The following is a 4,906-nucleotide window of genomic DNA, read 5'->3' as shown; positions in this document are numbered from 1 at the left end:
TTCGTCTTTGTAGTAATCATGCAGTTTCGCCATCGTACTACTCCAAATTACTTGATAGTTTCGCTGTTAGACTTGAAGAAACGGACTTTTTTGCCGTCTTCGAATCTAAAGCCTACACGGTCAGCCTTGCCGGTTGCCGCGTTGAAGAGAGCAACGTTAGAAACCTGAATTGCAGCTTCTTTTTCAACGATGCCACCTGGTTGGTTCAGGGCCGGAACCGGCTTCTGATGTTTCTTAACCAGGTTGATACCTTCAACAATGACCTTGCCGGAAGACAGGACATTTTTTACTTTACCGCGCTTACCTTTATCTTTACCGGTTAACACGATAACTTCGTCATCACGACGGATTTTCGCTGCCATGATTCGCTCCTTAGAGTACTTCTGGTGCCAGAGAGATAATTTTCATGAACTTCTCATTACGCAGTTCACGAGTTACCGGCCCAAAAATACGCGTGCCGATTGGCTGCTCGCTGTTATTGTTTAAAATAACGCATGCATTGCCATCGAAGCGAATGACAGAACCGTCCGGGCGACGAACACCCTTCTTGGTGCGCACCACTACCGCTTTCAGCACATCGCCTTTCTTCACCTTACCGCGAGGAATTGCTTCCTTGATGGTAATCTTGATGATGTCGCCGACGCCTGCGTAGCGACGGTGCGAGCCACCCAGAACCTTGATACACATTACGCGACGCGCGCCGGAGTTGTCGGCCACGGTCAGCATAGTCTGTTCTTGGATCATTTCAGTGCTCCGCTAATGTCAACTACTACTTCGGGACCTGGATTCAGGTCGTTAAAAAGCCCCATAAACGAGGGCGCGGCATTATAACACCGGTTCCTGTGAATGGGTAGAAAAAATAAACGGCTCATCGCTGAGCCGTTTATTTGTTTGAGAAGGCTTACTGTATTACAGAACCGCTTTCTCTACAACGCGAACCAGCGTCCAGGACTTAGTCTTGGACAGCGGACGGCATTCGCGGATTTCAACCACGTCACCGATACCGCATTCGTTGTTCTCGTCATGTACGTGCAGTTTGGTCGTACGCTTGATGAATTTCCCGTAAATCGGGTGCTTCACAACACGTTCGATGGCAACAACAATGGATTTCTCCATTTTGTCGCTGACAACGCGACCTTGCAGAGTACGGATTTTATCGGTCATTACGCACCCGCCTTCTGAGTCAGTAAAGTCTTAACACGCGCAACATCACGACGAACCTGCTTCAGCAGGTGAGTCTGTTGCAGCTGGCCACTTGCAGCCTGCATGCGCAGGTTGAACTGCTCACGCAGCAGGTTCAGCAGCTCGGTGTTCAGCTCTTCGACGCTCTTTTCACGCAGCTCTTTTGCTTTCATTACATCACCGTCTTAGTTACAAAGGTGGTTTTGATAGGCAGTTTTGCTGCTGCCAGCTTGAAGGCTTCACGGGCCAGCTCTTCAGGTACGCCGTCCATTTCATACAGGACTTTGCCCGGCTGGATCAAGGCAACCCAATACTCCACGTTACCTTTACCTTTACCCATACGCACTTCAAGCGGCTTTTCGGTGATCGGTTTGTCCGGGAATACACGGATCCAGATCTTACCCTGACGCTTAACTGCACGGGTCATTGCACGACGTGCTGCTTCGATCTGACGGGCAGTCAGACGACCACGGCCAACAGCTTTCAGACCGAAAGTGCCGAAGCTAACATCCGTACCCTGCGCCAGACCACGGTTGCGGCCTTTGTGCACTTTACGGAATTTTGTACGCTTTGGTTGTAACATCAGCGACTCTCCTTACTTACGGCCTTTACGCTGCTGCTTTTTAGGTTGAGCAGCCGGTTCCGGTTGTTCAACAGCAGCCATACCACCCAGGATCTCACCTTTGAAGATCCATACCTTAACGCCGATTACACCATAAGTGGTGTGCGCTTCAGAGGTGTTGTAGTCGATGTCAGCACGCAGAGTGTGCAACGGCACGCGACCTTCACGGTACCATTCGGTACGTGCGATCTCGGCGCCGCCCAGACGGCCACTAACTTCAACTTTGATACCTTTAGCGCCCAGACGCATGGCGTTCTGAACAGCACGCTTCATAGCACGGCGGAACATAACGCGACGTTCCAGCTGAGAAGTGATGCTGTCAGCAACCAGTTTTGCGTCCAGTTCAGGCTTACGCACTTCGGCGATATTGATCTGTGCAGGAACGCCAGCGATATCCGCTACGACCTTACGCAGTTTTTCTACGTCTTCGCCTTTCTTACCGATAACGATACCAGGACGAGCGGTGTGAATAGTCACACGGATGCTCTTAGCTGGACGCTCAATAACGATACGAGATACAGACGCCTTAGCCAGTTCCTTAGTCAGGTACTGACGTACTTTAAAATCGCTGTCCAGGTTGTCAGCGAATTCTTTGGTGTTCGCAAACCAGGTTGAGTTCCATGGTTTTACAATACCCAGGCGAATACCATTAGGATGTACTTTCTGACCCATTGCTAGTCTCCAGAGTCTCAGCGATCGGACACAACCACAGTAATGTGGCTGGTGCGCTTCAGGATGCGATCTGCACGACCTTTTGCACGAGGCATAATGCGCTTCATGCTAGGGCCTTCGTCTACGAAGATTTTCGCGACTTTCAGATCGTCAATGTCAGCGCCATCGTTGTGTTCAGCGTTAGCAATGGCAGATTCCAGTACTTTCTTAACCAATACAGCCGCTTTCTTATTGGTGTAGGTCAGAATATCCAGAGCCTGCGACACTTTCTTACCGCGAATCAGGTCAGCAACAAGGCGAACCTTCTGAGCAGAAGAACGAGCATGGCGATGTTGAGCTAAAGTTTCCATCTCTTCCTCCTACCTTATTTCTTCTTCGCTTTTTTATCAGCAGCGTGGCCGCGATAAGTACGAGTCGGTGCGAATTCACCCAGTTTGTGGCCGACCATTTCATCGGAAACAAAGACTGGAACGTGCTGACGACCATTATGGACAGCGATGGTCAAACCGATCATGTTAGGAAAGATCGTTGAACGACGGGACCAAGTGCGCAGGGGCTTCTTGTCACCGCTTTCCACCGCTTTCTCTACCTTCTTCAGCAAGTGCAGGTCAATAAAAGGACCTTTCTTGAGAGAACGTGGCATGGCTTATCCTCTAAAATTATTTGCTACGGCGACGTACGATAAATTTATCAGTACGCTTGTTGCTGCGGGTCTTCTTACCTTTGGTCTGAACGCCCCACGGAGATACCGGGTGCTTACCAAAGTTACGACCTTCACCACCACCATGTGGGTGATCGACTGGGTTCATCGCAGTACCGCGAACGGTAGGACGAACACCACGCCAGCGAGCAGCACCTGCTTTACCCAGAACGCGCAGCATATGCTCAGCGTTGCCAACTTCGCCCAGGGTAGCGCGGCAGTCAGCTTCGACTTTACGCATTTCACCAGAACGCAGACGCAGGGTAACGTAAGCACCATCACGAGCAACGATCTGCACGTAGGTACCAGCGGAACGAGCCAGCTGACCGCCTTTACCTGGTTTCATTTCTACGTTATGAACAGTAGAACCAACCGGGATATTGCGCATCGGCAGGGTGTTGCCCGCTTTGATTGCAGCATCAACGCCAGACTGAATCTGGTCGCCAGCTTTCAGGCCTTTAGGGGCCAGGATGTAACGGCGTTCGCCATCTTTGTACAGAACCAGCGCGATGTTCGCGGAACGGTTCGGATCGTACTCAAGACGTTCAACAACTGCCGGGATACCATCTTTGTTGCGTTTGAAGTCAACAATACGGTATGCCTGCTTGTGACCACCACCGATATGACGGGTAGTGATACGACCATTGTTGTTACGGCCACCGGATTTGCTGTTTTTTTCCAGCAACGGAGCAAAAGGCTTGCCCTTGTGCAGCTCAGGGTTAACCACTTTAACTACGTGGCGACGACCCGGAGATGTCGGTTTACATTTAACAACTGCCATTGTCTTTCTCCTCCGACTTACTCAGCGCCGCCGACGAAGTCCAGATTCTGGCCTTCCTTCAGGGTGACGTAAGCTTTTTTCCAGTCGCTACGACGACCAACACGCTGTCCGTGACGTTTAGTTTTCCCTTTAACTACCAGGGTGTTAACGTCTTTAACTTCAACTTCGAACAGCTTCTGTACAGCAGCAACGATCTCTGCTTTGGTCGCGTCAGTCGCAACTTTGAGTACGATGGTGTTGGTTTTTTCCATCGCGGTAGACGCTTTTTCAGATACGTGCGGCGCGCGCAGTACTTTCAGCAGACGTTCTTCACGGATCATGCCAGCATCTCCTCAACTTGCTTAACTGCTTCCGCAGTCATAACGACTTTGTCGAAGGCGATCAGGCTAACTGGGTCGATTGCTGCTACGTCACGCACGTCAACCTTATGCAGGTTACGAGCGGCCAGGAACAGATTCTCATCCAGTTCACCGGTCACGATCAGCACATCTTCCAGAGCCATATCTTTCAGTTTCTGAGCAAGCAGCTTGGTTTTCGGTGCTTCAACAGAGAACTGCTCAACAACGATCAGACGATCCTGACGTACCAGTTCGGACAGAATGCTTTTCAGCGCGCCGCGGTACATCTTTTTGTTAACTTTTTGACTGTGGTCCTGCGGGCGAGCAGCGAAGGTTACGCCACCGGAACGCCAGATCGGGCTCTTGATAGAACCTGAACGCGCACGGCCGGTACCTTTCTGGCGCCACGGCTTTTTGCCGGAACCAGTTACTTCAGCACGGGTCTTCTGAGCACGAGTACCCTGACGGGCGCCTGCTGCATAAGCAACAACAACCTGGTGTACCAGCGCTTCGTTGAAGTCACGACCGAAGGTAGTTTCGGAAACAGTCAGCGCGCTTTGCGCGTCTTTCAATACTAATTCCATTGCTATCCCCTTACGCCTTCACAGCTG

11 protein-coding genes are annotated in these 4,906 nt (G+C 51.0%); all 11 read right to left on the bottom strand.

Features of this window, described 5'->3' with window-relative positions; translation table 11 throughout:
* Positions 1-47 precede the first annotated feature (47 nt).
* The 11 genes from rplX to rplD all read right to left on the bottom strand — a co-directional run bounded on the left by rplX (position 48) and on the right by rplD (position 4,879).
* Complete coding sequence (gene rplX / locus VGM55_RS07670) at positions 48-362, bottom strand: 50S ribosomal protein L24 (RefSeq protein ID WP_007724317.1); 315 nt, start codon at positions 360-362, stop codon at positions 48-50.
* 10 nt (positions 363-372) lie between these two features.
* Complete coding sequence (rplN, locus tag VGM55_RS07665; RefSeq protein ID WP_008457164.1) at positions 373-744, bottom strand: 50S ribosomal protein L14; 372 nt, start codon at positions 742-744, stop codon at positions 373-375.
* A 165-nt stretch (positions 745-909) separates the two neighbouring features.
* The gene (gene rpsQ / locus VGM55_RS07660) at positions 910-1,164 is read right to left on the bottom strand and encodes a 30S ribosomal protein S17 (protein ID WP_008457160.1); all 255 of its coding nucleotides are present in this window, start codon (positions 1,162-1,164) and stop codon (positions 910-912) included.
* Complete coding sequence (gene rpmC, locus VGM55_RS07655; protein WP_008457158.1) at positions 1,164-1,355, bottom strand: 50S ribosomal protein L29; 192 nt, start codon at positions 1,353-1,355, stop codon at positions 1,164-1,166. Before rpmC ends, rpsQ begins: the two co-directional genes overlap by 1 nt.
* Positions 1,355-1,765, bottom strand: coding sequence for a 50S ribosomal protein L16 (gene rplP / locus VGM55_RS07650; RefSeq protein WP_002438716.1), 411 nt, complete (start codon positions 1,763-1,765; stop codon positions 1,355-1,357). The genes rpmC and rplP overlap by 1 nt, the downstream gene beginning before the upstream one ends.
* Before the next feature lie 12 nt (positions 1,766-1,777).
* A complete protein-coding gene (gene rpsC / locus VGM55_RS07645; RefSeq protein WP_006817277.1) occupies positions 1,778-2,476 on the bottom strand; it encodes a 30S ribosomal protein S3 in 699 nt (232 codons plus the stop codon).
* A gap of 17 nt (positions 2,477-2,493) precedes the next feature.
* The gene (gene rplV / locus VGM55_RS07640) at positions 2,494-2,826 is read right to left on the bottom strand and encodes a 50S ribosomal protein L22 (protein ID WP_002919773.1); all 333 of its coding nucleotides are present in this window, start codon (positions 2,824-2,826) and stop codon (positions 2,494-2,496) included.
* A gap of 14 nt (positions 2,827-2,840) precedes the next feature.
* Positions 2,841-3,119 carry a 30S ribosomal protein S19 gene (gene rpsS, locus VGM55_RS07635; protein ID WP_001138115.1) on the bottom strand — a complete coding sequence of 93 codons (279 nt, stop codon included), beginning with the start codon at positions 3,117-3,119 and terminating at the stop codon, positions 2,841-2,843.
* A gap of 16 nt (positions 3,120-3,135) precedes the next feature.
* Positions 3,136-3,957 carry a 50S ribosomal protein L2 gene (gene rplB / locus VGM55_RS07630; protein WP_008457150.1) on the bottom strand — a complete coding sequence of 274 codons (822 nt, stop codon included), beginning with the start codon at positions 3,955-3,957 and terminating at the stop codon, positions 3,136-3,138.
* Positions 3,958-3,974: 17 nt separating this feature from the next.
* Entirely contained in the window at positions 3,975-4,277 is a 303-nt protein-coding gene (rplW, locus tag VGM55_RS07625) for a 50S ribosomal protein L23 (RefSeq protein WP_008457148.1), read from the bottom strand.
* On the bottom strand, positions 4,274-4,879 hold the full coding sequence (gene rplD, locus VGM55_RS07620; RefSeq protein ID WP_008457145.1) for a 50S ribosomal protein L4: 606 nt from the start codon (positions 4,877-4,879) through the stop codon (positions 4,274-4,276). The genes rplW and rplD overlap by 4 nt, the downstream gene beginning before the upstream one ends.
* Positions 4,880-4,906: the final 27 nt, after the last annotated feature.

The sequence above is a fragment of the Cedecea sp. genome, assembly GCF_036500665.1.
Classification (GTDB): Bacteria; Pseudomonadota; Gammaproteobacteria; order Enterobacterales; family Enterobacteriaceae; genus Cedecea.
This window is presented reverse-complemented; position numbering and strand designations above follow the sequence as displayed.